The 24751-nt window shown below is 68.9% G+C and carries 34 protein-coding genes; all 34 read right to left on the bottom strand.

Features of this window, described 5'->3' with window-relative positions:
* Nucleotides 1-16 precede the first annotated feature (16 nt).
* Nucleotides 17-397: a 30S ribosomal protein S13 gene (gene rpsM / locus ACSNOB_RS20555; RefSeq protein WP_007073012.1), complete on the bottom strand. Its 381-nt coding sequence runs from the start codon at nt 395-397 to the stop codon at nt 17-19.
* Nucleotides 398-660: 263 nt separating this feature from the next.
* Nucleotides 661-774 (bottom strand): 50S ribosomal protein L36, encoded by a 114-nt coding sequence (rpmJ, locus tag ACSNOB_RS20550; protein WP_012184307.1) that lies wholly within the window; start codon nt 772-774, stop codon nt 661-663.
* Nucleotides 775-867: 93 nt separating this feature from the next.
* On the bottom strand, nt 868-1089 hold the full coding sequence (gene infA, locus ACSNOB_RS20545) for a translation initiation factor IF-1 (RefSeq protein WP_007073013.1): 222 nt from the start codon (nt 1087-1089) through the stop codon (nt 868-870).
* Between the two features lie 365 nt (nt 1090-1454).
* Nucleotides 1455-2306, bottom strand: a complete 852-nt coding sequence (map, locus tag ACSNOB_RS20540; protein WP_436688101.1) for a type I methionyl aminopeptidase — start codon at nt 2304-2306, stop codon at nt 1455-1457.
* A 93-nt stretch (nt 2307-2399) separates the two neighbouring features.
* A complete protein-coding gene (locus ACSNOB_RS20535; RefSeq protein WP_350681984.1) occupies nt 2400-3053 on the bottom strand; it encodes an adenylate kinase in 654 nt (217 codons plus the stop codon).
* Nucleotides 3054-4382 carry a preprotein translocase subunit SecY gene (gene secY / locus ACSNOB_RS20530; RefSeq protein ID WP_436688100.1) on the bottom strand — a complete coding sequence of 443 codons (1329 nt, stop codon included), beginning with the start codon at nt 4380-4382 and terminating at the stop codon, nt 3054-3056. It abuts the gene before it with no gap.
* Between the two features lie 235 nt (nt 4383-4617).
* Nucleotides 4618-5061, bottom strand: a complete 444-nt coding sequence (gene rplO / locus ACSNOB_RS20525; protein ID WP_393105600.1) for a 50S ribosomal protein L15 — start codon at nt 5059-5061, stop codon at nt 4618-4620.
* The gene (gene rpmD / locus ACSNOB_RS20520) at nt 5061-5243 is read right to left on the bottom strand and encodes a 50S ribosomal protein L30 (protein WP_007073018.1); all 183 of its coding nucleotides are present in this window, start codon (nt 5241-5243) and stop codon (nt 5061-5063) included. Before rpmD ends, rplO begins: the two co-directional genes overlap by 1 nt.
* A complete protein-coding gene (rpsE, locus tag ACSNOB_RS20515; protein WP_091102580.1) occupies nt 5243-5857 on the bottom strand; it encodes a 30S ribosomal protein S5 in 615 nt (204 codons plus the stop codon). The genes rpmD and rpsE overlap by 1 nt, the downstream gene beginning before the upstream one ends.
* A 33-nt stretch (nt 5858-5890) precedes the next feature.
* On the bottom strand, nt 5891-6280 hold the full coding sequence (gene rplR / locus ACSNOB_RS20510; protein WP_073834923.1) for a 50S ribosomal protein L18: 390 nt from the start codon (nt 6278-6280) through the stop codon (nt 5891-5893).
* Nucleotides 6277-6819, bottom strand: coding sequence for a 50S ribosomal protein L6 (rplF, locus tag ACSNOB_RS20505; RefSeq protein ID WP_091102572.1), 543 nt, complete (start codon nt 6817-6819; stop codon nt 6277-6279). The genes rplR and rplF overlap by 4 nt, the downstream gene beginning before the upstream one ends.
* A 16-nt stretch (nt 6820-6835) precedes the next feature.
* Complete coding sequence (rpsH, locus tag ACSNOB_RS20500; RefSeq protein ID WP_013288624.1) at nt 6836-7243, bottom strand: 30S ribosomal protein S8; 408 nt, start codon at nt 7241-7243, stop codon at nt 6836-6838.
* Nucleotides 7244-7361: 118 nt separating this feature from the next.
* Nucleotides 7362-7547: a type Z 30S ribosomal protein S14 gene (locus ACSNOB_RS20495; RefSeq protein ID WP_007073023.1), complete on the bottom strand. Its 186-nt coding sequence runs from the start codon at nt 7545-7547 to the stop codon at nt 7362-7364.
* 1 nt (nt 7548) lies between these two features.
* Nucleotides 7549-8118 (bottom strand): 50S ribosomal protein L5, encoded by a 570-nt coding sequence (rplE, locus tag ACSNOB_RS20490; protein ID WP_123240579.1) that lies wholly within the window; start codon nt 8116-8118, stop codon nt 7549-7551.
* Nucleotides 8118-8438: a 50S ribosomal protein L24 gene (gene rplX / locus ACSNOB_RS20485; protein WP_393105605.1), complete on the bottom strand. Its 321-nt coding sequence runs from the start codon at nt 8436-8438 to the stop codon at nt 8118-8120. The genes rplE and rplX overlap by 1 nt, the downstream gene beginning before the upstream one ends.
* The gene (rplN, locus tag ACSNOB_RS20480; RefSeq protein ID WP_007073026.1) at nt 8435-8803 is read right to left on the bottom strand and encodes a 50S ribosomal protein L14; all 369 of its coding nucleotides are present in this window, start codon (nt 8801-8803) and stop codon (nt 8435-8437) included. Before rplN ends, rplX begins: the two co-directional genes overlap by 4 nt.
* Before the next feature lie 97 nt (nt 8804-8900).
* Complete coding sequence (rpsQ, locus tag ACSNOB_RS20475; protein ID WP_088998356.1) at nt 8901-9176, bottom strand: 30S ribosomal protein S17; 276 nt, start codon at nt 9174-9176, stop codon at nt 8901-8903.
* The gene (gene rpmC, locus ACSNOB_RS20470; protein WP_007073028.1) at nt 9173-9409 is read right to left on the bottom strand and encodes a 50S ribosomal protein L29; all 237 of its coding nucleotides are present in this window, start codon (nt 9407-9409) and stop codon (nt 9173-9175) included. Before rpmC ends, rpsQ begins: the two co-directional genes overlap by 4 nt.
* Nucleotides 9409-9834, bottom strand: coding sequence for a 50S ribosomal protein L16 (gene rplP / locus ACSNOB_RS20465; protein WP_007465292.1), 426 nt, complete (start codon nt 9832-9834; stop codon nt 9409-9411). Before rplP ends, rpmC begins: the two co-directional genes overlap by 1 nt.
* A gap of 3 nt (nt 9835-9837) precedes the next feature.
* Nucleotides 9838-10692, bottom strand: a complete 855-nt coding sequence (gene rpsC / locus ACSNOB_RS20460) for a 30S ribosomal protein S3 (RefSeq protein WP_091102569.1) — start codon at nt 10690-10692, stop codon at nt 9838-9840.
* A complete protein-coding gene (gene rplV / locus ACSNOB_RS20455; protein WP_091102565.1) occupies nt 10692-11150 on the bottom strand; it encodes a 50S ribosomal protein L22 in 459 nt (152 codons plus the stop codon). The genes rpsC and rplV overlap by 1 nt, the downstream gene beginning before the upstream one ends.
* Before the next feature lie 40 nt (nt 11151-11190).
* A complete protein-coding gene (rpsS, locus tag ACSNOB_RS20450) occupies nt 11191-11472 on the bottom strand; it encodes a 30S ribosomal protein S19 (protein WP_007073032.1) in 282 nt (93 codons plus the stop codon).
* Between the two features lie 12 nt (nt 11473-11484).
* Entirely contained in the window at nt 11485-12324 is an 840-nt protein-coding gene (rplB, locus tag ACSNOB_RS20445; protein ID WP_046567215.1) for a 50S ribosomal protein L2, read from the bottom strand.
* 12 nt (nt 12325-12336) lie between these two features.
* The gene (rplW, locus tag ACSNOB_RS20440) at nt 12337-12639 is read right to left on the bottom strand and encodes a 50S ribosomal protein L23 (protein WP_076466668.1); all 303 of its coding nucleotides are present in this window, start codon (nt 12637-12639) and stop codon (nt 12337-12339) included.
* Nucleotides 12636-13286 (bottom strand): 50S ribosomal protein L4, encoded by a 651-nt coding sequence (rplD, locus tag ACSNOB_RS20435; RefSeq protein WP_393105608.1) that lies wholly within the window; start codon nt 13284-13286, stop codon nt 12636-12638. Before rplD ends, rplW begins: the two co-directional genes overlap by 4 nt.
* Nucleotides 13283-13948, bottom strand: a complete 666-nt coding sequence (gene rplC, locus ACSNOB_RS20430) for a 50S ribosomal protein L3 (RefSeq protein ID WP_436688099.1) — start codon at nt 13946-13948, stop codon at nt 13283-13285. Before rplC ends, rplD begins: the two co-directional genes overlap by 4 nt.
* Nucleotides 13949-13959: 11 nt before the next feature.
* The gene (gene rpsJ, locus ACSNOB_RS20425; RefSeq protein ID WP_007073037.1) at nt 13960-14268 is read right to left on the bottom strand and encodes a 30S ribosomal protein S10; all 309 of its coding nucleotides are present in this window, start codon (nt 14266-14268) and stop codon (nt 13960-13962) included.
* A gap of 350 nt (nt 14269-14618) precedes the next feature.
* The gene (gene tuf, locus ACSNOB_RS20420; RefSeq protein ID WP_393105612.1) at nt 14619-15812 is read right to left on the bottom strand and encodes an elongation factor Tu; all 1194 of its coding nucleotides are present in this window, start codon (nt 15810-15812) and stop codon (nt 14619-14621) included.
* Nucleotides 15813-16031: 219 nt separating this feature from the next.
* The gene (gene fusA / locus ACSNOB_RS20415; RefSeq protein WP_436688098.1) at nt 16032-18128 is read right to left on the bottom strand and encodes an elongation factor G; all 2097 of its coding nucleotides are present in this window, start codon (nt 18126-18128) and stop codon (nt 16032-16034) included.
* 75 nt (nt 18129-18203) lie between these two features.
* A complete protein-coding gene (gene rpsG / locus ACSNOB_RS20410) occupies nt 18204-18674 on the bottom strand; it encodes a 30S ribosomal protein S7 (RefSeq protein ID WP_046567226.1) in 471 nt (156 codons plus the stop codon).
* 1 nt (nt 18675) lies between these two features.
* Nucleotides 18676-19050: a 30S ribosomal protein S12 gene (gene rpsL / locus ACSNOB_RS20405; RefSeq protein ID WP_014440718.1), complete on the bottom strand. Its 375-nt coding sequence runs from the start codon at nt 19048-19050 to the stop codon at nt 18676-18678.
* Between the two features lie 519 nt (nt 19051-19569).
* Nucleotides 19570-19917 carry a hypothetical protein gene (locus ACSNOB_RS20400; RefSeq protein ID WP_436688111.1) on the bottom strand — a complete coding sequence of 116 codons (348 nt, stop codon included), beginning with the start codon at nt 19915-19917 and terminating at the stop codon, nt 19570-19572.
* A gap of 403 nt (nt 19918-20320) precedes the next feature.
* Nucleotides 20321-20692, bottom strand: a complete 372-nt coding sequence (locus ACSNOB_RS20395) for a hypothetical protein (RefSeq protein WP_436688097.1) — start codon at nt 20690-20692, stop codon at nt 20321-20323.
* A gap of 100 nt (nt 20693-20792) precedes the next feature.
* The gene (locus ACSNOB_RS20390; RefSeq protein WP_393105618.1) at nt 20793-24680 is read right to left on the bottom strand and encodes a DNA-directed RNA polymerase subunit beta'; all 3888 of its coding nucleotides are present in this window, start codon (nt 24678-24680) and stop codon (nt 20793-20795) included.
* Between the last annotated feature and the right edge of the window lie 71 nt (nt 24681-24751).

The raw sequence follows: 24751 nt of genomic DNA, 5'->3' as shown, positions 1-24751 counted from the left end.
GTCTGTGCGCTCCTAGTTACTTCTTGCCGGGCTTCTTCTTGCCGGCGACGGTCCGCTTCGGGCCCTTGCGGGTGCGGGCGTTGGTCCGCGTCCGCTGGCCACGCACGGGGAGGCCCCGGCGGTGCCGGATACCGGCGTAGCAGCCGATCTCGACCTTGCGGCGGATGTCAGCGGCGACCTCGCGGCGCAGGTCGCCTTCAACCTTGTAGTTGGCCTCGATGTGGTCGCGGAGCTGGACCAGCTCCTCGTCCGTGAGGTCCCGGGCGCGCTTGTCCGGCGAGATGCCGGTGGCGGCGAGCGTCTCCAGGGCGCGGGTACGACCCACGCCGAAGATGTAGGTGAGCGCGATCTCCATCCGCTTTTCGCGGGGGAGGTCGACGCCGACTAGACGTGCCATGTGCGGGCGTGCTCCTCGTGGTGTTCTGGCGGAGGTGTGGACCCGTCCCACCCCGCTACCGACCGTTCCGCCTCCGGCGTCGTGCGCCGGCGACCGGGAACGGCCGCTGCCCGAGCGGGCCCCGGCCTCCGACCGGGGGTCAACCACGCAGAGGTACGCGTCGCGTACCGCTCGCGGCTGGGACGAGCATGTGATTCGTTGTCTGGATCCGCGGCCCGGACCGATTGCGGCCGGCCGTTGTCACACGGCCGGTCGGAACTGGTTCAGCCCTGGCGCTGCTTGTGGCGCGGGTCGGTGCAGATGACCATGACCCGGCCGTGCCGGCGGATGACCCGGCACTTGTTGCAGATCCTCTTGACGCTCGGCTTGACCTTCACGGTTGCCTTACTTCCCATCTGGCCCGAGGACGCGCCGAGGCGCGACGCCGGACGTCGAAGACGGACACGGGGACGTCCCGGCCGTCGTCAGGATTACTTGTAGCGGTAGACGATGCGCCCGCGGGTCAGGTCGTACGGCGAGAGTTCGACGACGACCCGGTCCTCCGGCAGGATGCGGATGTAGTGCTGCCGCATCTTGCCGCTGATGTGAGCCAGCACCTTGTGGCCGTTCGCGAGCTCCACCCGGAACATTGCGTTCGGCAGGGGCTCGATGACCCGACCCTCGATCTCGATGGCTCCGTCTTTTTTCGGCATGTCCTCCGCTGTCCTGACGTCGGTTACTCCGGACGGCCCACAACGTCTTACACGGGTGACTGATCAAGATCAGAAGCCCGCGCCAGCCGCGGCTCCGACTCCCACCGAAGCGCGGGGTGGGCATGCCGGAGTGGACGCTGTGCGCCGATCAGAAAGTGTACGCCCGCCTGCGGGCCGTCGCCAAACCGGCCACCCCGCGGAGCGCCGGACCACCCGAAAGGCGACAGTGATCCCCTCGACGCCCGCCCGGGCGCCGGCCGTGGGAGCGGTCCCCGACCCGCCGACGCCGTCGACCCCTCGAACACCAGGGCGCCTGTGACGACTCTCACGCGCGACCGGGGGGCCGGCGGCGCGCAGATCCGCGCTCAGACCGCCGGCGAGTCGGCGGGCTGGCGGGAGGTGACCAGTTCGCCGAGCCGGGCGCGGCCGCCGTCCGGCGCGGTCAGCACCCAGACGCCGTCCGGGAGCAGCGCCATCGTGTGCTCGACGTGCACCGCCATCGACCGGTCCCGGGTGACCACGGTCCAGCCGTCGGAGAGCTCGACCGTCCGGGGCGAACCCATCGTGATCATCGGCTCGATCGCCAGCGCCATGCCCGGCACCAGGCGCGGGCCCTTGCCCGGCCGCCCGTGGTTGAGCACGTGCGGGTCCTGGTGCATCTCGGTGCCGATGCCGTGCCCGCCGTAGCCGTCGACGATGCCGTACCGGCCACCCCTGCGGACCGCGTTCTCCACCGCGTGCGAGATGTCGGTGAGCCGGCCCTTGCCGCTGGCCGCACCCCGGGCGGCGGCGGCGATGCCCGCCCACATGGCGTCCTCGGCCACCTCGGCCATCTTCAGCAGCGCCGGGTCGACCTCGCCCACGCCGACCGTGATGGCGGCGTCGCCGTGCCAGCCGCCCAGCACCGCGCCGCAGTCGATCGAGATCAGGTCGCCGTCGCGGAGCACCTGCTGCGGCGACGGGATGGCGTGCACCACCTGCTCGTTGACCGACGAGCAGATCGACGCGGGGAAGCCGTGGTAGCCCTTGAACGAGGGGACGGCGCCGGCCTCGCGGATCGTGGACTCGGCGATGGCGTCCAGGTCGGCGGTGCTGACCCCGGGGGCGACCGCCTCCCGCATCCGACGCAGCGCCTCGGCGACCACCAGCCCGGCGGCCCGCATCTTCTCGATCTGGTCAGGGGTCTTCAGCTGGATGTCCAGCTGGGGACGACGCATGGAGCCGTTACCTTTCGTTGCCGAAGCCGAAGAGCGGGGCACGTCGGACGTACCCCGCTCTTCGCACTCTATCCGCCGGAGCCCGGCGGGACGTCAGCCGCCGTACGACCGCAGGGCGTCGATGGCGCGGACGGTGACGTCCTCCACCGGGCCGGTGGCGTCGATGCCCACCAGCTTGCCCTGGGCGCCGTAGTAGTCGACCAGCGGGGCGGTCTTGTCCGCGTACTCCCGCAGGCGGGTGGCGATGGTCTCCGGCTTGTCGTCGTCACGCTGGAACAGCTCGGCGCCGCACCGGTCGCAGATGCCCTCGCGGGTGGTCGCGTCGAACTCGACGTGCCAGATCTTGCCGCAGCCCCGGCACGTACGCCGGCCGGAGAGCCGCCGGATCACCTCGTCGTCGTCGACGACCAGCTCCAGCACCAGGTCCAGCGCGGTGCCCAGGTCGGCGAGGAGCTTGTCCAGCGCGGCGGCCTGCGGCGTGGTGCGCGGGAAGCCGTCGAGCAGGAAGCCCTCGGCGGCGTCCGGCTCGGCGAGCCGATCCCGCACCATGTTGATGGTGACCTCGTCGGGCACCAGCTCACCGGCGTCCATGTAGCGCTTCGCCTCGACCCCGAGCGGGGTGCCCTGCGAGACGTTCGACCGGAAGATGTCCCCGGTCGAGATCTTCGGGACCGAGAGGTGCGCGGCGACGAACTCGGCCTGCGTACCCTTGCCCGCACCCGGCGGGCCAACCAGAACGAGTCTCATCTACCGCAGGAACCCTTCGTAGTTCCGCTGCATGAGTTGGCTCTCGATCTGCTTGGTGGTCTCCAGACCGACGCCGACCATGATCAGGACAGCGGTGCCGCCGAACGGGAAGTTGAGGTACTGCTGCTTGTCCAGCCAGATGAAGAAGAAGTTCGGCAGGATCGAGATGATGCCCAGGTAGAGGGCGCCCGGCAGGGTGATCCGGCTGAGGATGAAGTCCAGGTAGTCGGCGGTCGGCTTGCCGGGGCGGATGCCCGGCACGAAGCCGCCGTACTTCTTCATGTTGTCCGCGACCTCGGTCGGGTTGAACGTGATCGAGACGTAGAAGTACGTGAAGAAGATGATCAGCAGGAAGTAGACCGAGATGTAGATCGGGCTGGTCGGGTCGACCAGGTTGTTCTGGATCCACGCCTGGGTCTTGCCCGGGTTGGTCTGGTCGAAGAACTGCAGCGCCAGCTGGGGCAGGTAGAGCAGCGACGAACCGAAGATGACCGGGATGACACCCGCCTGGTTGACCTTCAGCGGGATGTAGGTCGAGGTGCCGCCGTACATGCGTCGGCCGATCATCCGCTTGGCGTACTGCACCGGGATCCGGCGCTGCGCCTGCTCGATGAAGGTGACCGCGGTGATGACGACCAGGACCAGCGCGATGACGAGGAGGAACTTGCCCCAGCCGCCGGTCGCCTTGATCTGCCAGCCCTCGCTGGGGAGCCGGGCGGCGATCGAGGTGAAGATCAGGACGGACATGCCGTTGCCCACGCCCCGGTCGGTGATCAGCTCGCCGAGCCACATCACCACGCCCGTGCCGGCGGTCATCGTCATGACCAGGATGGTCAGCGTCAGCCAGTCCGGGATCCCGGTGCCCTCGGGGATGATCGGGAACTGGTCGCACTGGTTCTGGAAGAGCTGCCCGGAACGGGCCAGCGCCACGAACGCCGACGCCTGCAGGATGCCCAGGCCCAGGGTCAGGTAGCGGGTGTACTGGGTGATCTTCGCCTGGCCGGCCTGGCCCTCCTTGCGGAGCTGCTCCAGCCGTGGGATGACCACCGTCAACAGCTGCAGGATGATCGACGCGGTGATGTAGGGCATGATGCCCAGCGCGAAGACCGAGAGCTGCAGCAGCGCGCCGCCGGAGAAGAGGTTGAGCAGGTTCAGCACCCCGGTGGAGCCGTTCTCCAGGGTGTCGAGGCACTTCTGCACGTTGCCGTACGAGACACCCGGGCTGGGCAGCGTCGCCCCGAGCCGGTAGACCGCGATGATGCCTACTGTGAACAGCAGCTTCTTGCGCAGGTCAGGCGTACGGAACGCACTGAGAAAGGCGGACAGCAACTTCTTCCTCCTGCGCGCGGCGGGCCGCCGGTGAACCCGGGCGGGTCGGGGTGGGTGCCGGGCGAGCGCCCGATATCCATAGCTGGGAAGGGACTCTAACAGCCCGATCCCGGTCCGGGCAGATGTGCCCGGCTACATAAACCGAATCCGATGTTACCCGGCGCACACATGCCAGGTAGACCATGGCGCCCGCCCAGTTGAGACAACTGAGCGGGCGCCACAGGTCCTACAGCCCTTACAGCTCGGTGACGGTGCCACCGGCGGCGGTGATCTTCTCCTTGGCCGACGCGCTGAACGCGTGCGCCGACACCTGGAGGGCGACCCCGCCGAGGTCCCCGGTGCCGAGGACCTTGACCGGCTGGCCCTTGCGGACCGCGCCGGCCTCGACCAGCTCCAGCGGGCCGACCTGGCCGCCGTTCGGGAACAGTTCGGCGAGCCGGTCCAGGTTGACCACCTGGAAGACCACCTTGAACTTGTTCTTGAAGCCCTTCAGCTTCGGCAGGCGCATGTGGATGGGCATCTGCCCACCCTCGAACGCCGCCGAGATGTTCTTGCGGGCCTTGGAACCCTTGGTACCGCGACCGGCGGTCTTGCCCTTCGAGCCCTCACCGCGACCCACACGGGTCTTCGCGGTCTTGGCACCGGGCGCCGGACGCAGGTGGTGGACCTTGATCGTCATTACTCGACCTCCTCGACCTTCACGAGGTGGTTGACCGCGAAGATCATGCCGCGGATCTCCGGACGGTCCTCCTTGACCACCACGTCGTTGATCCGCTTGAGACCGAGCGAGCGCAGCGAGTCACGCTGGTTCTGCTTGGTCCCGATCTCGGACCGGACCTGGGTGACCTTCAGGCGAGCCATCAGGAAGCCACCCCCGCCCGCGACGCCAGCATGGCGGCCGGCGCGACGTCCTCGACCGGCAGGCCACGACGGGCGGCGACGGCCTCGGGGGACTCGAGCCCCTTCAGCGCCGCCACGGTGGCGTGCACGATGTTGATCGGGTTCGACGAACCGAGGCTCTTGGAGAGCACGTCGTGGATACCCGCGCACTCCAGCACGGCGCGCACCGGGCCACCGGCGATGACACCCGTACCGGCCGAGGCCGGCTTGAGCAGCACGACGCCGGCGGCGTCCTCGCCCTGCACCGGGTGCGGGATCGACTGACCGATCCGCGGCACCTTGAAGAAGTGCTTCTTGGCCTCCTCGACACCCTTGGCGATCGCCGCGGGCACCTCCTTGGCCTTTCCGTAGCCCACGCCGACGGTGCCGTCGCCGTCGCCCACGATCACCAGGGCGGTGAAGCTGAAGCGACGACCACCCTTCACGACCTTGGCGACGCGGTTGATCGCGACGACCCGCTCGAGGTGCGGGGTCTTCTCGACGGGCGCGTTTCCGCGGCCGCCCTCACGGCGGTTGTCGCGGCGACCACCCTCGTTGCCACCGGACCCGCCGCCACGGCGCTGTTGACCTGGCATCAGCAGCCTTCCTTCTCTCTCGTGACGGGGTTTCTAGAACTCGAGCCCGGCTTCGCGGGCGGCGTCGGCAAGCGCGGCGACCCGCCCCGCGTACCGGTTGCCACCGCGGTCGAAGACGACCTTGGAGATGCCGGCGGCCTTGGCCCGCTCGGCGAGCAGGGCGCCGACCTTGCCGGCCAGGGCGCTCTTGTCGCCCTCCGCACCGCGCAGCGACGCGTCCAGGGTCGAGGCCGACGCCAGGGTGTGACCCTTGGTGTCGTCCACGATCTGGGCGACGATGTGCCGCAGGGAGCGGGTGACCACGAGGCGGGGACGCTCGGCGGTGCCGCTGATGTTCTTGCGGACCCGGAAGTGCCGGCGCGCACGCCCGACGGCACGCTTGGCGGCGACGCCGCGGCGGCGCTTGAGCAGCGTGGCGCTCACTTCTTACCTGCCTTTCCAGCCTTGCGGCGGATGACCTCGCCCTGGTACTTCACGCCCTTGCCCTTGTAGGGCTCCGGCGGGCGGATCTTCCGGATGTTGGCGGCAACCTCACCGACCAGCTGCTTGTCGATGCCGGCCACGTGGAACAGCGTCGGCTTCTCCACCGTGAAGGTGATGCCCTCCGGCGCCGGCACCAGCACCGGGTGCGAGAACCCGAGAGCGAACTCCAGGTCCTTGCCCTTGGCGGTGACGCGGTAACCGGTACCGGCGATCTCCAGGCTCTTGCGGTAGCCCTCGGTGACGCCGACGATCATGTTGGCGACCAGGGTACGGCTCAGGCCGTGCAGCTCCTTGGCCTTGCGCTCGTCGTTCGGGCGGTTGACGTTCAGCTGCCCGTCCTCGGCCCGGTCGATCGTGATCGGCTCGGCCAGGGTGTGCGAGAGCTCGCCCTTCGGGCCCTTGACCTTGACGGTCTGCCCGTCGATCGTGATGTCGACGCCGGCTGGCACCGGGATCGACTTACGTCCAATACGCGACATTTCTACCTGTCTCCCGTTACCAGACGAAGGCGAGGACTTCCCCGCCAACGCTCCGCTTGCGGGCCTGCCGGTCGGTGAGCAGCCCCTGGGACGTCGAAATGATCGCCACGCCCAGCCCGCCGAGCACCCGCGGGAGCCCGTCCGACTTGGCGTAAACCCGCAGACCGGGCTTGGACACTCGCTTGATGCCGGCCAGGCTCCGCTCGCGGTTCTGGCCGTACTTCAGCTCGACGACCAGTCGCTTGCCGACGGCGCCCTCCTCGGGCTCCTCGACCGACCAGGTGGCGATGTAGCCCTCGGCCTTGAGGACCTCGGCGATGTTCGCCTTGATCTTCGAGTAGGGCATCGTCACCCGGTCGTGGTACGCCTGGTTGGCGTTACGCAGACGCGTGAGCATGTCTGCGATCGGGTCGGTCATCGTCATGGATTTCGTCAGCCTTTCTCGCCGGGGTTCCCGGGGCCTTCCGCCCCGGGCCTACGGCGAAGAGCAATACGTGATCGGTGCAAGGGGTCCCGGCCCGGCGGCCGGGACGCGGTCGCCCTTACCAGGAAGCCTTGGACACGCCCGGCAGCTCACCGCGGTGGGCCATCTCCCGGATGCAGACCCGGCAGAGACCGAACTTGCGGTAGACCGCCTTGGGACGCCCGCACCGCTGGCAGCGGGTGTACGCGCGAACCGAGAACTTCGGCTTCGCGGCCGCCTTGAGGATCAGCGCCTTCTTGGCCATCTCAGTTCTCCTTGAACGGGAAGCCCAGGAGCTTGAGCAGCGCCCGGCCCTCGTCGTCGGTCGTGGCGGTCGTGACCACCGTGATGTCCATGCCCCGCTGCCGATCGATCTTGTCCTGGTCGATCTCGTGGAACACCGACTGCTCGGTCAGCCCGAACGTGTAGTTGCCGTGCCCGTCGAGCTTGCGTCCGTCCAGACCGCGGAAGTCGCGGATACGCGGCAGCGCGATCGACAGCAGCCGGTCCAGGAACTCCCACATCCGGTCGCCGCGGAGGGTCACCTTCGCGCCGATCGGCATGCCCTCGCGCAGCTTGAACTGCGCGATGGACTTGGTCGCCCGCCGCACCTGCGGCTTCTGGCCGGTGATGGTGGCCAGGTCCCGGACCGCGCCGTCGATCAGCTTGGCGTCCCGGGCGGCCTCGCCGACACCCATGTTTACGACGATCTTGACCAGCCGCGGCACCTGCATCGGGTTGCCGTAGTTGTGCTGCTCCTGCAGCTGGGCCACGATCTCGTTGCGGTACCGCTCCTTGAGGCGCGGCATGGTCTTGGTTTCGGTAGCCGTGGTCATCACAGGTCCTTACCGGTGCTACGCGCGATGCGGACCTTCTGGCCGTTTTCGTCGATCCGGTAACCGACGCGGGTCGGCTTGCCGTCGGAGTCCACGACCTGCACGTTCGAGACGTGGATCGGGGCCTCCTGGGTGACGATGCCACCGGTCTTGGCGCCACGCTGGGTGGTGCTGATGCGGGTGTGCTTCTTGACCCGGTTCACGCCCTCGACCAGGACCTTGTCCTGCCGCGGGTAGGCCGCGATGACCTTGCCCTTGGCACCCTTGTCCTTGCCGGCGATGACGACGACCGTGTCGCCCTTCTTGACCTTCACGGTCACAACACCTCCGGCGCGAGAGAGATGATCTTCATGAACCGCTTGTCCCGCAGTTCCCGACCCACCGGGCCGAAGATACGGGTGCCGCGCGGGTCCCCACCGTCCTTGATGATGACGGCGGCGTTCTCGTCGAAGCGGATGTACGAACCGTCCGGCCGCCGCTTCTCCTTGGCGGTGCGAACGACGACGGCCTTGACGACGTCGCCCTTCTTCACACCGGCACCCGGGATCGCGTCCTTGACGGTGGCCACGATGACGTCGCCGATGCTCGCGTAGCGCCGACCGGAGCCACCGAGAACCCGGATGCACAGGATCTCCCGAGCACCCGTGTTGTCGGCGACGCGCAGTCGCGACTCCTGCTGAATCACGTCTATCTCCTATGTCTGCCGGTTCTCCGGCCGCGCAGGGCGGCCGGAGCCTGGCGGAACCCGCGCCCGACTGACGCCGGGCGAGCTTGAGCCTTCGCTACTTGGCCTTTTCCAGGATCTCCACGAGCCGCCACCGCTTCGTGGCGGACAGCGGCCGGGTCTCCATGATCAGGACCCGGTCGCCGATGCCGGCGGTGTTCTGCTCGTCGTGCACCTTCAGCTTGCTGGTACGGCGCATGATCTTGCCGTACAGCGCGTGCTTGACCCGGTCCTCGACCTCGACGACGACGGTCTTTTCCATCTTGTCGCTGACCACGAGGCCCTCACGCACCTTGCGGCGGGCCCGCGCGGCGGCGGTGGTGTTCTCGCTCATGATGCAGTCACCTCAGTCGGCGCGGCCGAGAGACCCAGCTCGCGCTCACGCATGATCGTGTAGATCCGGGCGATCTCCCGACGGATGACCTGCAGCCGCCGGTTGTTGTCCAGCTGCCCGGTTGCGGCCTGCACGCGGAGGTTGAACAGCTCCGCCTTGGCCTCGCGCAGCTTCGTGACCAGCTCCTCCTCGGAGAGCTCACGCAGCTCGGAGGCCTTAACGCCCGCTGCCATCAGGATTCACCCACTTCGCGCGTAACAATGCGGCACTTCATCGGGAGCTTGTGGATCGCGCGACGCATCGCCTCTCGCGCGATCTGCTCGTTGGGGAAGGACATCTCGAAGAGAACCCGCCCCGGCTTCACGTTGGCGACCCACCACTCGGGCGAACCCTTACCGGAACCCATCCGGGTCTCGGCAGGCTTCTTGGTGAGGGCCTGGTCCGGGAAGATCGTGATCCAGACCTTGCCACCACGCTTGATGTGGCGGGTCATCGCGATACGCGCCGACTCGATCTGGCGGTTGGTCACGTACGCCGGCTCGAGAGCCTGGATCCCGAACTCGCCGAACACCACCCGGTTACCACCCTTGGACGCGCCACTGCGGTCCGGGTGGTGCGGCTTGCGGAAGCCCTTCGGGGGCTTGCGCGGCATCAGCATCTGTCAGCCCTCCTGCTGCGTTTCTGCCGCGGCGGAGACGGCGGCGGGATCCACCGCGTCACCACTCGGCGTCTCGGCCTGCTGCGCGATGGTGGTCGCGGCGGCCCGGCCGGCCTCGGTGCCGCCGGCGGTCGTGCCGGACGAGCCGGACCGACCACGGCGCGGCCGCTCGGGGCGGTCGCCGCGCTCACGGCGCGGGCGCGACGGAGCCTCGGCCGGGGTCTCCCGACCCGGCACCGCGTCGCCCTTGTAGATCCAGACCTTCACGCCGATCCGGCCGAAGGTGGTACGGGCCTCGAAGAAGCCGTACTCGATGTTGGCCCGCAGCGTGTGCAGCGGAACCCGGCCCTCGCGGTAGAACTCGGTCCGGCTCATCTCGGCGCCGCCGAGACGGCCCGAGACCTGGACCCGGATGCCCTTGCAGACCGGGTTCTTCATCGCGGACTGCATGGCCTTGCGCATCGCCCGGCGGAAGCTGACCCGGCTGGACAGCTGCTCGGCGACGCCCTGGGCGACGAGCTGCGCGTCCGACTCGGGGCTCTTCACCTCGATGATGTTCAGCTGGACCTGCTTGCCGGTCAGCTTCTCGAGCTCGCCGCGGATCCGGTCGGCCTCCGCGCCCTTACGGCCGATGACGATGCCCGGCCGGGCGGTGTGGATGTCGACGCGGACCCGGTCCCGGGTGCGCTCGATGTCGACCTTGGAGATGCCGGCACGCTCGAGGCCCTTGGACATCATGCGGCGGATCTTGACGTCCTCGCCGATGTAGTCCTTGTAGAGCTTGTCCGCGAACCAGCGGGACTTCCAGTCGGTCGAGATGCCGAGCCGGAACCCGTGCGGGTGAACCTTCTGACCCATTACTCGGCGCCCTCCGTCTTGCTCTGCGTCTCAGCCGGCTCCGCCTGCTTCGCCGGGGCCGCCTTCTTCGCCGCGGCCTTCTTCGGCGCGGCCGGCGCCACGGCCTCGACCGCGACGGTGATGTGGCAGGTCCGCTTGCGGATCCGGTACGCCCGGCCCTGCGCCCGCGGCTGGAACCGCTTCATGGTCGGGCCCTCGTCCACGTACGCCTCGCTGACGAGCAGCGCGTCGGGGTCCAGCCGCTCGTTGTTCTCCGCGTTGGCGATCGCGCTCGCGAGCACCTTGTACACCTGCTCGCTCGCAGCCTGCGGCGCGAACTGCAGCACCGTGAGCGCCTCCTTCGCGGGCAGGCCGCGGACGAGGTTGACCACCCGGCGCGCCTTCATCGGCGAGATGCGCACGTGCCGCGCAACCGCCCGCGCGCCCGGAAGCACCGGAGCGTCGCCCTTTCCTGGCATCGCTGTAACCCCTTGTTCCTCTATCCGTATGCCCGCGGCGTCAGCGCCGACGGCTCTTCCGGTCGTCCTTCTCGTGACCCTTGAACGTGCGGGTCAGCGCGAACTCGCCGAGCTTGTGCCCGACCATCGCCTCGGTCACGAACACCGGGACGTGCTTGCGTCCGTCGTGCACGGCGATCGTGTGACCCAGCATCTCCGGGATGATCGTCGAGCGCCGCGACCAGGTCTTGATGACGTTCTTCGAGCCCTTGTCGTTCTGCGTCTCCACCTTCTTGAGCAGGTGGTCGTCGACGAACGGGCCCTTCTTCAGGCTGCGAGGCATGTCTTATCTCCCTCAGCCGCGCTTACGCGTGGCGTAGCGGCGGCGGACGATCAGCCGGTCACTCGGCTGGCCCTTACGACGGGTGCGGCCCTCGGGCTTACCCTGTGGGTTGACCGGGTGGCGACCGCCGGAGGTCTTACCCTCACCACCACCGTGCGGGTGGTCGACCGGGTTCATCGCGACACCACGGACGGTCGGGCGCTTGCCCTTCCACCGCATACGGCCGGCCTTGCCCCAGTTGATGTTCGACTGGTCGGCGTTGCCGATCTCGCCGATGCTGGCGCGGCAGCGCACGTCGACCCGCCGGATCTCGCCGGACGGCATGCGCAGGGTCGCGTACGCGCCCTCGCGGCCGAGCAGCTGGATGCCGACGCCGGCCGAGCGGGCCAGCTTGGCGCCGCCGCCCGGACGCAGCTCCACGTTGTGGATCGTGGTACCGACCGGGATGTTGCGCAGCGGCAGGTTGTTGCCCGGCTTGATGTCGGCGCCCGGACCGGACTCGACGGCGTCGCCCTGCTTCAGGTCCTTCGGCGCGATGATGTAGCGCTTCTCGCCGTCGGCGTAGTGCAGCAGCGCGATGCGCGCGGTGCGGTTCGGGTCGTACTCGATGTGGGCGACCTTCGCCGGCACGCCGTCCTTGTCGACCCGCTTGAAGTCGATCAGACGGTACTGCCGCTTGTGACCGCCACCGTGGTGCCGCGTGGTGATCCGGCCGTGGGCGTTGCGTCCGCCCTTCTTCGGCAGCGGAGCCAGCAGCGACTTCTCGGGCGTCGACCGGGTGATCTCGGCGAAGTCGGCGACGCTCGAGCCACGCCGGCCCGGCGTCGTCGGCTTGTACTTACGGATAGCCATTGTCTACACCCCTCAGCTGACCGGGCCGCCGAAGGCCTCGATACGGTCACCGTCAGCCAGCTTCACCATCGCCCGCTTGGTGTCCTTGCGCTTGCCGAACCCGGTACGGGTCCGCTTGCGCTTGCCCTCGCGGTTGAGCGTGTTGACCGTCAGGACGCGGACGTTGAAGATCTGCTGGATAGCGATCTTGATCTCGGTCTTGTTCGCGTCCGGGTGCACCAGGAAGGTGTACCAGTTGCGGTTCAGCTCGCTGTAGCTCTTCTCCGAGACGACCGGCGCCACGATGATGTCGCGCGGGTCGGCGATCGTGCTCACTTGCCACCCTCCTCGGTGGTCTCGGCGGGAACACCGAGGAACTCGTCCAGGGCGTCCTTCGTGAAGACCACGTCGTCGGCCACCAGCACGTCGTACGTGTTGAGCTGGCCGGCTTCGATCAGGTGCACCCGCGGCTCGTTGCGCAGCGACACCCAGTTCAGCTCGTCGGTGCTGCTCAGCACGACCAGCACCCGGCGGGCGTCGGTCAGCTTGGTCAGCGTGGCCAGGGCGGCCTTGGTCGACGGCTTCTCGCCCGAGACGAACGCCTCGACGACGTGCACCTGCCCGGCGCGGGCCCGGTCCGACAGGGCGCCACGCAGGGCGGCGGCCTTCATCTTCTTCGGGGTGCGCTGGCTGTAGTCGCGCGGCACCGGGCCGTGCACCACGCCACCGCCGGCGAACTGCGGCGCGCGGATCGAGCCCTGCCGGGCACGACCGGTGCCCTTCTGCTTGTACGGCTTCTTGCCGCCGCCGGCGACCTCGCCGCGGGTCTTGGTCTTGTGCGTGCCCTGCCGGGCCGCCGCGAGCTGGGCCACCACGACCTGGTGCATCAGCGCGACGTTGGCCTGGACGTCGAAGATGTCGGCGGGCAGCTCGACGGAGCCGCTCTTGTTGCCTTCGACGGTGAGGACGTCAACGGTGGTCACTTGGCCGCACCGCCCTTCTTCGCCTTGGTCTTGGCCGCGGTACGGACCAGGACCAGCGCGCCCTTCGGGCCGGGAATGGCACCGCGGACGAGCAGGAGGTTGTTCTCGGTGTCGACCGCCTGGACGGTCAGGTTCTGGACGGTGTAGCGCACGCCACCCATCCGGCCGGCCATCCGGGTGCCCTTGAAGACACGGCCCGGGGTGGCGCAGGCGCCGATGGAGCCCGGCGAGCGGTGCTTGCGCTCGACACCGTGGCTGGCGCGCAGACCGTGGAAGCCGTGCCGCTTCATCGGGCCGGCGTAGCCCTTGCCCTTGGTCTTGCCCGTGACGTCGATCGAGACACCGGCCGGGAACTCCTCGACCGTGACCTCCTGGCCGAGCGAGTACTCCGCCGCGTCGGCGGTGCGCAGCTCGACGATGTGCCGGCGCGGCGCGACGTCGGCCTTCGCGTAGTGCCCGCTGATCGGCTTCTTGACCTTGCGCGGGTCGATCGTGCCGTACGCCAGCTGGACCGCGGAGTAACCGTCCTTCTCGGCGCTACGAACCTGGCTGATGACGCACGGGCCGGCCTGAACCACGGTCACGGGGACAACTCGGTTGTTGTCCCAGACCTGGGTCATGCCGAGCTTTGCGCCCAGGATCCCCTTGACTTGCCTGTCCATTTGTCCGGTCCCTACAGCTTGATCTCGATGTCGACGCCAGCCGGCAGGTCGAGGCGCATGAGCGAGTCGACCGTCTTCGGGGTCGGGTCGATGATGTCGATCAGCCGCTTGTGCGTGCGCATCTCGAAGTGCTCGCGCGAGTCCTTGTACTTGTGCGGCGAGCGGATAACGCAGAAACGGTTGATCTCCGTGGGCAGCGGCACCGGGCCCGCGACCTGCGCCCCGGTACGCGTCACCGTCTCGACGATCTTCCGAGCCGAGGAGTCGACGACCTCGTGGTCATAGGCCTTGAGCCGGATGCGGATCTTCTGTCCCGCCATGGTGGCTTCTGTTCCTTCTCTCGATGCCGCTGTGTTGCGGGCGCCTGTACCGGCTGGCACAGGCCCTCTTCGCCGACCCCCGCGGTCGGGCGTGTCGCGCCCTCGGGCCAGGCTCCGCCCCGGGACTCCGGAGCGGTTCTGACCGCGCGGTGGGTCAAGGCGCCGATCGCACTACCGCGACCTGAACGCCGTGCGAGGGTGGTTGGCGGGCGCGCCGCCAACCACCCTACGCCCGACTGTCCTGCAGCCCGGAGGTTCAGCGGAAGCCGAACACGGGCAGCGAACTGTCGTTACGCAACCTGACTAGTATGCCGCACGACCGGCGGCGGGTCTAATCGGGGTTACCTAGCTCACTTGATGATCTTGGTGACGAACCCGGCGCCGACGGTGCGGCCACCCTCGCGGATCGCGAACTTGAGGTTCTCCTCCATGGCGATGGGCTGGATCAGCTTCACCGTCATGGTGGTGTTGTCACCCGGCATGACCATCTCGGTGCCCTCGGGGAGCGTGACGACACCGGTGACGTCCGTGGTCCGGAAGTAGAACTGCGGACGGTAGTTCTGGAAGAACGGGGTGTGCCGGCCGCCCTCCTCCTTGGAGAGGATGTAGACCGTCGCCTCGAACTCCGTGTGCGGGGTCGTGGTGCCCGGCTTGATGACGACCATGCCGCGCTCGACGTCCTCGCGCTTGATGCCACGCAGCAGCAGACCGACGTTCTCGCCCGCGCGGGCCTCGTCGAGCAGCTTGCGGAACATCTCGATGCCGGTGCAGGTGGTCTTCATCGACTTCTCGCGGATGCCGACGATCTCCACCTCCTCGTTCGGCTTGAGGATGCCGCGCTCCGCGCGACCGGTGACGACGGTGCCACGACCGGTGATCGTGAAGACGTCCTCGATCGGCATCAGGAACGGCTTGTCGGTCTCGCGCTCCGGCTGCGGGATCGCGGTGTCGACAGCGGTCATCAGGTCCAGCAGCTTCTGGGTCCACTCGGGGTCACCCTCGAGGGCCTTCAGCGCCGAGACCCGGACGACCGGCAGGTCGTCACCCGGGTACTCCTGCGAGGAGAGCAGCTCACGGACCTCGAGCTCGACGAGCTCCAGGAGCTCCTCGTCGTCGACCATGTCGCTCTTGTTGAGCGCCACGACGATGTACGGCACGCCGACCTGGCGGGCCAGCAGCACGTGCTCGCGGGTCTGCGGCATCGGGCCGTCGGTCGCCGCGACCACCAGGATCGCGCCGTCCATCTGCGCGGCACCGGTGATCATGTTCTTGATGTAGTCGGCGTGACCGGGGCAGTCGACGTGCGCGTAGTGCCGCGCCTCGGTCTGGTACTCGACGTGCGCGATGGAGATCGTGATGCCGCGGGCCTTCTCCTCCGGCGCCTTGTCGATCTCGTCGAACGGCGTGTACGGGTTGAGGTCCGGGTACTGGTCGTGCAGGACCTTGGTGATGGCCGCCGTCAGCGTCGTCTTACCGTGGTCGATGTGACCAATGGTGCCGATGTTGACGTGCGGCTTAGTCCGCTCGAACTTCGCCTTCGCCACTGGTGTCCTCCTGTGGACTTCTTGGTTCGTTCGCCCCGGCGCGCCGGTCGGCGCTTAGGACTCTGTCGACAGCCTTTCCGGCCTGGCGGCCGGAGAGCTTTGGTGGGTTCTGCGGCGATGAAGCCTACAGGCCCGGTCTCACGCGTTCCGACCGAGGTGGCCGCGGGCGGGAGCACCCTCCCGCGACCGCCCCGGATCATCGATCACGTCAGATGAGGGTCACTCACCCGTCGCCTTGGCGATGATCTCCTTCGCGACCGAGGCCGGAACCTCGGCGTAGGAGTCGAACTGCATGCTGTAGCTAGCCCGGCCCTGGGTCTTCGACCGCAGGTCGCCGACGTAGCCGAACATCTCCGACAACGGCACCAGGGCCCGGACGACGCGGGCGCCGCTGCGCTCCTCCATCGCCTGGATGATGCCACGGCGGGAGTTGAGGTCGCCGATGACGTCACCCATGTTCTCCTCAGGAGTGGTGACCTCAACGGCCATCATCGGCTCGAGCAGCGCGGGGTCGGCCTTGCGGGCCGCCTCCTTCATCGCCATCGAGCCGGCGATCTTGAACGCCATTTCCGACGAGTCGACCTCGTGGTACTGGCCGTCCACCAGGGTGAGCTTGATGCCCACCAGGGGGAAGCCGGCGAGGATGCCGTACTGCATGGCGTCCTGCGCGCCCGCGTCCACCGACGGGATGAACTCCCGGGGGATGCGGCCACCGGTCACGGCGTTGGCGAACTCGTAGGTCGGGGCGTCGTTGCCCAGCGGCAGCGGCTCCAGGCTGATGATCACCCGGGCGTACTGGCCGGAGCCACCGGTCTGCTTCTTGTGGGTGTACTCGACCTTCTCCACCTTGCGGCGGATGGTCTCGCGGTACGCCACCTGCGGCTTACCGATGTTCGCCTCGACGTTGAACTCGCGGCGCATCCGGTCGACCAGGATGTCCAGGTGCAGCTCGCCCATGCCGGAGATGACCGTCTGACCGGTCTGGTCGTCCAGCTTGACGCGGAAGGTCGGGTCCTCCTCGGCCAGCCGCTGGATGGCGGTGCTGAGCTTCTCCTGGTCGGCCTTGGTCTTCGGCTCGATGGCCACCTCGATGACCGGCTCCGGGAAGGTCATCGACTCCAGGATGACCGGGTTCGCCGGGTCGCACAGGGTGTCACCGGTGGTGGTCTGCTTGAGACCCTGCACCGCGATGATGTCGCCGGCCTGGGCCGAGCTGCGCTCTTCCCGCTTGTTGGCGTGCATCTGGTAGATCTTGCCGATCCGCTCCTTGCGGTCCTTGGTGGAGTTGACCACCTGGGAGCCGGACTCGAGCGTCCCGGAGTAGATCCGGACGTAGGTGAGCTTGCCGAGGTGCTTGTCCGTCTGGATCTTGAAGGCCAGGCCGGAGAACGGCTCGGACACCGACGGCTTGCGCTGCATCGGGGTCTCGCCGTCGGTGGCCGTGCCCTCGATCGCCGGGATGTCCAGCGGCGACGGCAGGTACGCGACGACCGCGTCCAGCATCGGCTGGATGCCCTTGTTCTTGAAGGCGGTACCGGTGAGGACCGGGTTGGCCTTGCCGGCGATGGTGGCCCGACGGATGGCGGCCTTGATCTCCTCGACGGAGATCTCCTCGCCCTCCAGGTACTTCTCCATCACCGCGTCGTCGACGTCGGCCAGGGTCTCCATCAGCTTCTCGCGCCACTCCGCGGCGGAGTCGGCGAGGTCGGCCGGGATCTCCTCGACCGCGTAGTCCTCGCCCTTCTGGGTCTCGCCGCGCCAGGTCAGGGCCCGCATCTCGACCAGGTCGACCACGCCGATGAAGTCGGACTCGGCGCCGATCGGGATCTGGAGCACCAGCGGGGTGGCGTTGAGCCGGTCGATCATCATCTGCACGCAGCGGAAGAAGTCGGCGCCGGTCCGGTCGAGCTTGTTGACGAAGCACATCCGGGGGACGTTGTACTTGTCGGCCTGGCGCCAGACGTTCTCCGTCTGGGGCTCCACGCCGGCGACGCCGTCGTAGACAGCGACCGCACCGTCCAGCACCCGCAGCGACCGCTCGACCTCGACCGTGAAGTCGACGTGGCCGGGCGTGTCGATGATCTGGATCGTGTGGCCCTTCCACTCACACTTGGTGGCAGCGGAGGTGATGGTGATACCACGCTCCTGCTCCTGCTCCATCCAGTCCATGACGGCGGCGCCCTCGTGGACCTCACCGATCTTGTACGTGATGCCGGTGTAGAACAGGATCCGCTCGGTGGTAGTGGTCTTACCGGCATCGATGTGCGCCATGATGCCGATGTTGCGTACGTTGGCGAGCGCGTCTGCGGCGGCCACTTCAATCCCTACTTATCGTCGTCTCGACACAACTGGTGGCGGTTCCGGCGCCACGCGGGCGCCGGAACCAGGGTGTTACCAGCGGTAGTGCGCGAAGGCCTTGTTGGACTCGGCCATCTTGTGCGTGTCCTCGCGCCGCTTGACGGCGGCGCCGAGGCCGTTGCTCGCGTCCAGCAGCTCGTTCATCAGCCGCTCGACCATGGTCTTCTCGCGCCGGGCGCGGGAGTAGGTGACCAGCCAGCGCAGGCCCAGGGTGGTCGCCCGGGCCGGACGGACCTCGACCGGGACCTGGTAGGTGGCGCCACCGACGCGGCGGCTGCGCACCTCGAGGGTCGGCTTGACGTTGTCCATCGCCCGCTTGAGGGTGACGACCGGGTCGGTGCCGGACTTCTCACGGCAGCCCTCGAGGGCCGCGTAGACGATGCGCTCGGCGAGCTGACGCTTACCGCGCAGCAGGATCTTGTTCACCAGCTGGGTGACCAGCGGCGAGTTGTACACCGGGTCAGCGACCAGCGGCCGCCGCGGAGCGGGTCCCTTACGCGGCATGTCAGCTCTTCTCCTTCTTCGCGCCGTAACGGCTGCGCGCCTGCTTGCGGTTGCGGACACCCTGGGTGTCCAGCGAGCCGCGGACGATCTTGTAACGCACGCCGGGGAGGTCCTTCACACGGCCACCGCGGACGAGCACGATCGAGTGCTCCTGCAGGTTGTGTCCGACACCCGGGATGTAGGCGGTCACCTCGATCTGGCTGCTGAGCTTGACACGAGCGACCTTGCGCAGCGCCGAGTTCGGCTTCTTCGGGGTGGTGGTGTACACGCGGGTGCACACGCCGCGCCGCTGAGGGGAACCCTTCAGCGCCGGGGTCTTGGTCTTGCTCGTCTTCGCCTGGCGGCCCTTTCGGACCAGCTGCTGGATCGTGGGCACCGGGTTTCTCCGCTCCCTTCGACCGCCGGGTGGCGGCCGCGCCGTCTGCCGTAGCCGACCTGATGACCGGCTCTCCTACATTCCGACCAGGGCCACCTCGCGGCGGTCCCGGCACCCGCGGTCGGGCGTGTCGCCCAGCTCACGGTCCCGGCGCCGACGCTCACGCGTGTCGACCGGGGTCTTTCACCGACACACGGCAGGCCGCGCGTCGGGTCTTTGGCTTTGTCGTGCTCCCACGCGATCTCCGGCTCGCCGGATCCAGCGCACGCACGAGTTGCCCGGGCTTGCCCGGGCACAAGGGGAAAGAGTACCTACCACAACCGCACAGGTCAAAACGGAGGGGCCGGCGTAGCGGCTCACCCGCCCGCCGATCGAACCCGTCGCGCCTGCCCGCCCGTGATGGGCACCTACGGACACAAGTGTACCGGCTCTCCCAGGAAGCGGGCCGGCGACCCCGGCCCGTCCCGGCTCACGCCCGCCGCCGTGGCGGCGGCCCCGCCCCGCGCCCGCGGCGGGGCGTCACGCCAGCGCCACCAGCAACGCCAGCCCCAGCCCGAGCAGGCTGAGCAGCAGGCCCGCGCCGCCGCAGCTCACCCCGGCCACCGCCAACCCCCGCCCGGTGAAGCGGACCGCGGGGGGCGGGGCCACCCGGCGGATCTGCCGCAGCCCGAGCAGACCGGCCACCACCGCGCCCGCGCCCGCCAGCACGCCCAGCACCGTGAAGGCGCCGGCGGCCCACGCGCCGCCCATGCCGGCCGCGGCGCCGAAGCACACCACCAGCAGCGCGACGAGGATCGAGACGATCCCGGCCACCAGCGAGCCGACGGCGAGGCCGGAGGTGACCGGCGGCACGTCGAGGTGCACCACGCCGAACGGCGTGCCGGCGACCGCCTCGACCCGCTTCGGCGGGCGGGCGGGCTCCCGCGGCGGCGGAGGTGTGAGCGGCGCGGAGACCGGGCCCGCACCCCAGCCGGGACCCGGGCCGTGGGGCGCGCCCCAGCCGCCGCCGGCCGGGAGCGACGGCTGGGGGTGCCCCGTGCCGGCGGGCGGGGCGCCCGCGTCGGGACGCGCCCACTGCCCCGCGCCGGGCGGGGCGGGGTCCGGGTTCGCGGCGGGGGGCGCCGCGGGATCACTGCCCGGGAAGCGCGCCGGTTCCGTCACGGGTCCTCCTGTCGACTCCTCGGCGTCCACCGCCGCGCGACGGACACGGGTCAGGCTACCGCCGGCGGCCGGGCGGCCGGCCCCCGGCGGGACCCCGGTCCCCCGTTGATCAGTCCACGTTCGGCGCGAAGTCCTGCCCGTAGGGCGCGTCGGCGAGGCGGACCACCCCGATCACCACCGCGGCCACCACGCTGACCGCGACGAGGAACAGGCCCGTCCAGGCCAGCCGCTCCCCCTGGCGCAGCCAGGCGGCGCCGGTGAGGAAACCCTCCGAGGCGTACGCCTCCCGGCGCGCCTGCCGGGCGAGCTGGAGCGCCACCGTGGCGGGCACCACGCCGCCGATGAACAGGCCGGTCAGCGCGCCGATCAGGCCCAGCGCGAAGACCGCCTTCGCCTTGGTGGCCCGGGCCGGGTCCGGGTCGAGCGGGTGGCGCGGCGGCCCCGGCGGGACGACGGGCGCCTGCCCGGGTGCGGTCGTCATGCCCACCATCATGCCCCGGCCGTGCCGCAACGGACCGGCCGATCCCCGGGGACGCGGCGAGGCCCCCGGCGGGTGCCGGGGGCCTCGTCGTCCGTGCTGTTTAGCGGTACGACCCGAAGTCGAAGTCGTCCAGCGGAACCGCCTGGCCGCTGGCCGGCCCGAAGCCGTAGTCGGTCTCCGGGTAGCCGGTCATCGAGTAGACCTTGGCCTTCGCCTCCTCGGTCGGCTCGACCCGGACGTTGCGGTACTTGCTGATGCCCGTACCGGCCGGGATGAGCTTACCGATGATCACGTTCTCCTTGAGGCCGACCAGCGAGTCGCTGCGCGAGTTGATCGCCGCGTCGGTCAGCACCCGGGTGGTCTCCTGGAAGGAGGCCGCCGAGAGCCAGGAGTCGGTGGCCAGCGAGGCCTTGGTGATACCCATCAGCACCGGGCGACCGGCGGCGGGCTCGCCACCCTCGGAGACGAGTCGGCGGTTCTCCGACTCGAACAGCGCCCGGTCGACCAGCACACCCGGCAGGAACTCGGTCGAGCCGGAGTCGATCACCGTCACCCGCTTGAGCATCTGGCGGATGATGATCTCGATGTGCTTGTCGTGGATGAGCACACCCTGCGAGCGGTAGACCTCCTGGACCTCCTGGGTCAGGTGGACCTGGACCGCGCGCGGGCCGAGGATGCGCAGCAGCTCGTGCGGGTCGATGGTGCCCTCGGTGAGCTTCTCGCCGACCTCGACGTGATCGCCGTCGTGGGTCCGCAGCCGGACCCGCTTGGAGATCTTGTCGTAGACGATCTCGTCGCTGCCGTCGTCCGGCACCACGATGATCTTCCGCGACCGCTCGCCGTCCTCGATCCGGATCCGACCCGGGGTGTCGGCGATGGGCGCCTTGCCCTTCGGGACCCGGGCCTCGAAGATCTCCTGGACCCGGGGCAGACCCTGGGTGATGTCCTCACCCGCGACACCACCGGTGTGGAAGGTACGCATCGTCAGCTGCGTACCCGGCTCGCCGATCGACTGGGCGGCGATGATGCCGACCGCCTCGCCGACGTCCACGGTCTTGCCGGTCGGCAGCGAACGGCCGTAGCACGCGCCGCAGACGCCCAGCTTCGACTCGCAGGTGAGCACGCTGCGCACCCGGACCGTCTCCACCCCGGCGGCGACGATCTTGTCGACCAGGATCGAGTTGATGTCCTGGCCCCGCTCGGCGACGACGGTGCCGTCCGGGCCCTTGATGTCGTCGGCCAGCGTCCGCGCGTGCACGCTGGTCTCGGCGTGCTCGTGCACGACCAGCTTGCCGTCGAGCCGCTCGCCGATCTGCATCGGGATGGCGCGGTCGGTGCCGCAGTCCTCCTCGCGGATGATCACGTCCTGCGAGACGTCCACCAGACGACGGGTCAGGTAACCCGAGTCGGCGGTACGCAGGGCGGTGTCCGCGAGACCCTTCCGGGCACCGTGCGTGGAGATGAAGTACTCCAGCACGGACAGACCCTCCCGGTAGCTGGCCTTGATGGGCCGCGGGATGATCTCACCCTTCGGGTTGGCCACCAGACCACGGATCGCCGCGATCTGCCGGAGCTGGAGCAGGTTACCGCGGGCACCCGAGTTGATCATCTTCCACAGCGGGTTCTCCTGCGGCAGCGCGGTGTCCATCTCCTTGGCGACCTCGTTGGTCGCCTTGGTCCAGATCTCGATGAGCTCGCCGCGGCGCTCCTCGGCGGTCATCAGACCACGCTGGTACTGCTTGTCGATCCGGTCGGCTTCCTTCTCGTACCGCTCCAGGATCTCCCGCTTGCGCGGCGGAGCGATGACGTCCTCCATGCCGATCGTCACGCCGGACCAGGTGGCCCAGTGGAAACCGGCCTCCTTGAGCCCGTCCAGGGTGGCGGCCAGCGCCACCTTGGGGAAGCGCTCGGCGAGGTCGTTGACGATCGCGGAGAGCTGACCCTTGCGGATCTCGTAGTTCACGAACCGGTAGCCCTGCGGCAGCGTCTCGTTGAACAGCACCCGGCCGAGGGTGGTCTCCACCGTCAGCGGATCGCCCTCGACCCAGCCCTCCGGGGCGGTCCACGGCTCGCCGCCGGCGCCGTTGTCGACCCCGACCACGCCGCGCAGCCGGATCTTCACCGGGGCCTGCAGGTGCAGCTCGCCGTTGTCGAAGGCCATCCGGGCCTCGGCGTCCGAGCTGAACGCCCGGCCCTCGCCCTTCTCACCGGCGGTGAGGTGGGTGAGGTGGTAGAGACCGATGACCATGTCCTGGGTGGGCATGGTGACCGGCTTGCCGTCGGCCGGCTTGAGGATGTTGTTCGACGACAGCATCAGGATCCGCGCCTCGGCCTGGGCCTCGGCGGACAGCGGCACGTGCACCGCCATCTGGTCACCGTCGAAGTCGGCGTTGAACGCGGTGCAGACCAGCGGGTGGATCTGGATGGCCTTGCCCTCGACCAGCTGCGGCTCGAAGGCCTGGATGCCCAGCCGGTGCAGGGTCGGCGCCCGGTTCAGCAGGACCGGGTGCTCGCCGATGACCTCTTCCAGCACGTCCCACACGACCGGCCGCTGCCGCTCGACCATCCGCTTGGCGGACTTGATGTTCTGCGCGTGGTTGAGGTCCACCAGCCGCTTCATCACGAACGGCTTGAACAGCTCCAGCGCCATCTGCTTGGGCAGGCCGCACTGGTGCAGCTTGAGCTTCGGGCCGACCACGATGACCGAACGGCCGGAGTAGTCGACGCGCTTGCCCAGCAGGTTCTGGCGGAACCGGCCCTGCTTGCCCTTGAGCATGTCGGACAGCGACTTGAGCGGGCGGTTGCCCGGGCCGGTGACCGGCCGACCGCGACGGCCGTTGTCGAACAGCGCGTCGACGGCCTCCTGGAGCATCCGCTTCTCGTTGTTGACGATGATCTCGGGCGCGCCGAGGTCGATCAGCCGCTTGAGGCGGTTGTTCCGGTTGATCACGCGGCGGTACAGGTCGTTCAGGTCGGAGGTCGCGAAACGGCCACCGTCGAGCTGCACCATCGGGCGCAGGTCCGGCGGGATGACCGGGACGCAGTCCAGCACCATGCCGAGCGGCGAGTTGCGGGTGTTCAGGAACGCCGCGACCACCTTGAGCCGCTTGAGCGCCCGGATCTTCCGCTGGCCCTTGCCGGAGCGGATGGTCTCGCGCAGGCTCTCGGCCTCGGCGTCGAGGTCCATGTTCTGGACCAGCGCCTTGATGGCCTCGGCGCCCATGCCGCCGGTGAAGTACTCGCCGAACCGGTCGCGCAGCTCGCGGTAGAGCAGCTCGTCGGTGACCAGCTGCTTCGGCTCCAGCTTGCGGAAGGTGTCGAGCACCTCGTCCAGGCGGTCGATCTCGCGCTGGGCCCGGTCGCGGATCTGGCGCATCTCGCGCTCTCCGCCCTCCTTGACCTTGCGCCGGACGTCCGCCTTGGCACCCTCGGCCTCCAGCTCGGCCAGGTCGGCCTCGAGCTTGGCGGCCCGCTTCTCGATCTCCGAGTCGCGGCTGTTCTCGGCCTGCCGCTTCTCGGCCAGGATCTCGTTCTCGATCGTCGAGAGGTCGCGGTGACGCGCCTCGGCGTCCACGCTCGTCACGACGTACGAGGCGAAGTAGATGATCTTCTCGAGGTCCTTGGGGGCGAGGTCCAGCAGGTAGCCCAGCCGGCTCGGCACGCCCTTGAAGTACCAGATGTGGGTCACCGGAGCGGCGAGCTCGATGTGGCCCATCCGCTCACGACGGACCTTCGACCGGGTCACCTCGACGCCGCAGCGCTCGCAGATGATGCCCTTGAAGCGGACCCGCTTGTACTTACCGCAGTAGCACTCCCAGTCCCGCTGCGGACCGAAGATCTTCTCGCAGAAGAGCCCGTCCTTTTCCGGCTTCAGGGTGCGGTAGTTGATCGTTTCAGGCTTCTTGACCTCGCCGTGCGACCACTGACGGATGTCGTCGGCGGTGGCGAGGCCAATGCGCAGCTCGTCGAAGAAGTTGACGTCGAGCACTATGTCCCCTATGTCGTCGTCTGTACTGCTAGCTAGTGGGTGGGGTGGGGGGGGGGGGGGGGGGGGGGGGG

Source organism: Micromonospora sp. URMC 106 (assembly GCF_051386395.1).
GTDB lineage: Bacteria > Actinomycetota > Actinomycetes > Mycobacteriales > Micromonosporaceae > Micromonospora.
The sequence above is the reverse complement of the archived record's forward strand: the minus strand, read 5'-3'. Positions and strand labels throughout refer to the sequence as shown.